Genomic DNA, 2,774 nt, shown 5'->3' with positions numbered 1-2,774 from the left:
CGCCGGTACAGCCCCGGGGCGGTCATTATACGGGTAAACTGCGTGGGCATCCTGCATGAGGACACTTTACTGCAGCTCATGCAGATGGGAGTGGACGGCATCATGGTCATTGGATGCAGCAAGGGAGAATGCAGGCACTGGTACGGAGACTATCACGCAGCGAAAAGACTGCCTCTGGTCAAATCCAGGATGAAAAATCTAAGTATAAATCCTGAAAGGATCATGAGCGGATGGATCTCCTCCGGTGACAGCCTGAAACTGGTGCAGATGATAAACACTTTTACAAAACAGCTGGAAAAGCTTTAGAACAACCCTTGGCACTATTGCAAAACTCTGCGTAGAGCCCAGGTGATCCATGTTGATGACGTCAAGGTACAGTTAAGCTCTACAGTTTCAGCCATGGGGCACAGCCAGTCCATGATTAAAAGCTTCTAAGATTCAGCTGCAGAAAGTGTAAAACACAATAAAAAAGAACCGGCTTCTTGATAAAAAGCCGGTTCAAAAAGTTTGTGCCGGGAAGAAGGCTTGCTGCACTTCCTCCCGGCTATCACCTGCATCTGTCTTACAGTTTGAACTTGGACATGAGTTCCTTGAGCTTTTCCGCCAGCTGGGAAAGCTCATCCGAGCTCTGCCTTACCTGGGCGCTGGAATTGCTCATCTCACCGGCGTCTGTGTTCACCTCTGTAATGTCCTTGGCCACGTCCCCGGCCACTGTCGAGGTCTGGGCCACATTCTCATTGACCTCCTGGATGCCCTGGGAGGCCTGTCCCACGTTTTCGGCTATATCGCGGGTGGCTGCGTTCTGCTCTTCCACTGAAGCGGCAATGGTGCCGATTATGGAGTCGATGTCATCGATGATGCGGCTGATCTCCTGAATCTCGCTTACAGTCAGTCCTGTGGCGTTCTGGATGCCGTCGATCTTCTCCTTGATTTCGTCCGTGGCCTTGGCAGTCTGCTGGGCCAGTTCCTTGATCTCGTTGGCCACAACGGCGAATCCCTTGCCTGCCTCACCGGCCCGGGCCGCCTCGATGGTGGCATTGAGGGCCAGCAGGTTGGTCTGGGAAGAGATGGCCATGATGGTCTCGGTGACCTTGCTGATCTCCTGAGCCGCGCTGCCCAGCTCGTCCACCCGCTGGGAGCTGGTCTTGGACTTGTCTACGGCGTTGCCGGTGATCTCCTTGGCCTTCTCGGTGTTCTGGGCGATTTCCGAGATGGTGGCGCTCATTTCCTCAGAAGACGTGGCCACTGTGTTTACGTTGGTGGCCGCCTGCTCCATGGCTGCAGCCACGGAGCTCATGTTGGAGCTCATCTCTTCAGCTGCAGTGGCCACTCCGCTGGCCTTGGAAGCCGTGGTTTCAGAGCGTTTGGCCATGTCATCGGAGATGGAGTTGAGCTCTGTGGACGAGGAGGCCAGGGTCTCCACCCCGCTGCTTATGTCTCCGAACATCTTGCGCAGGCTTTCTGCCATATCGTTCAAAGCCTTGGCCAGTATTCCCACTTCGTCCTTCTGATTTATATCCAGCGTCTGGGAAAGATCTCCCTGGGCCATTGACTTGGCAAATTCAACACCCTTGAAGATGGGCCTGGTAATGCTGATGGTCAGGAACAAGCCCAGACCTACCGCAATAATAGTGCCCAGACCCATACCAAGTATGATGAGCCACTGGGCCTGACCGACATCAGCATCGGCATCCTGCACCGCCGCATCGGAAAGTCCGACATTCATCTCTACAAGTTCTTCCAGAACATCCAGAGCCTCCTGGGATTCCACATCAATGGGACCCAGAACCAGGTCATTCATATCTTCTCTGAGTTGGTCGGCATCTGCGGCAAACTCGAGAATATCATCGAAATGCCCGAACACCTGCTCTGCGTAGTACTGCATTTCCTCCTGGTACAGCCTTTCAGCCTCATCCGTATCCCCCTGTTCCAGGGCATCCTGAATGCTTATGACAGTAGCATGAAACTCATTGTGGGGATTGGTCATGGCCCGGAGCATCTCCAGCAGTTCAGGATTGTCATAATCCATGTCCTGCAGCCACTGCCCGAAATTGCAGGCCTCCGGGTCATCCCGGCCTTCGAATGTCTCCCCGGCTGCTATATAATTGTTTACATCCACCATGGCATTGTAATGGTCCCCACGGAACAGCCGGAAATCAGAAACAAGCTGGGTAGGATTGAGTATCTCAATGGATTCGAATTCCTGGGTCATGTCCAGCCATTCATCATTGAGCTCAGCCCAGTCAGCTACTTCCTGCTCAAACTCGTCAGAGAGCCTTTCCTCCTCGGCAGTGGCCGGCAGGGTAAGGAAAAACTCCCACCTCTCATAAAAATTCTCTCTGGCCCTGTCAAAGTTGTTCATCCTGTCCTGGCGTTCATTCATGTCCAGATCCGGGGACATGAGAGTGCGCTGGGCAACCACCAGATCCTTCAAGGCACTTTCCGCCTGCAGAAGACTCTGCACACTGGGCAGGCGCACCTCGCCCACCTCTTCAATGTGTCCTCCCAGATTGGTGGCCCCTCTCCATCCGATGAGGCCGACAACCAGTGTGATCAGGGCTACAATGAGAAACCCTCCGATAAGTTTTACGCTGAGCTTGATGTTCTTCATTCCATCCTCCAGAAATTAGGCTGCTTTTTTATTTAAAAAATCGAATATGCTCTGCAGAAGCTTTTCCTTGTCCAGCTTGATCTGGTAGTCGTCTATGCCTACCTTCTTGCCCCGGGCCACGTCCTCTTCCCCGGCCAGGGAGGTCAGGGCCAGGACCGGCAGG

2 protein-coding genes are annotated in these 2,774 nt (G+C 53.6%); one reads left to right on the top strand and one right to left on the bottom strand.

From position 1 onward, the window contains the following. A partial coding sequence (locus D5S03_RS09530) for a hydrogenase iron-sulfur subunit (RefSeq protein WP_287043699.1) occupies positions 1–306 on the top strand: 306 nt, incomplete at its 5' end. Positions 307–562: 256 nt separating this feature from the next. On the opposite strand, the gene D5S03_RS09525 is transcribed toward D5S03_RS09530, so the two are convergent. Continuing rightward, positions 563–2,611, bottom strand: a complete 2,049-nt coding sequence (locus D5S03_RS09525) for a HAMP domain-containing methyl-accepting chemotaxis protein (protein WP_287043697.1) — start codon at positions 2,609–2,611, stop codon at positions 563–565. Positions 2,612–2,774 lie beyond the last annotated feature (163 nt).

Origin of the sequence: Desulfonatronospira sp. MSAO_Bac3, assembly GCF_003838035.1 — a bacterium.
GTDB lineage: Bacteria > Desulfobacterota > Desulfovibrionia > Desulfovibrionales > Desulfonatronovibrionaceae > Desulfonatronospira > Desulfonatronospira thiodismutans.
This window is presented reverse-complemented; position numbering and strand designations above follow the sequence as displayed.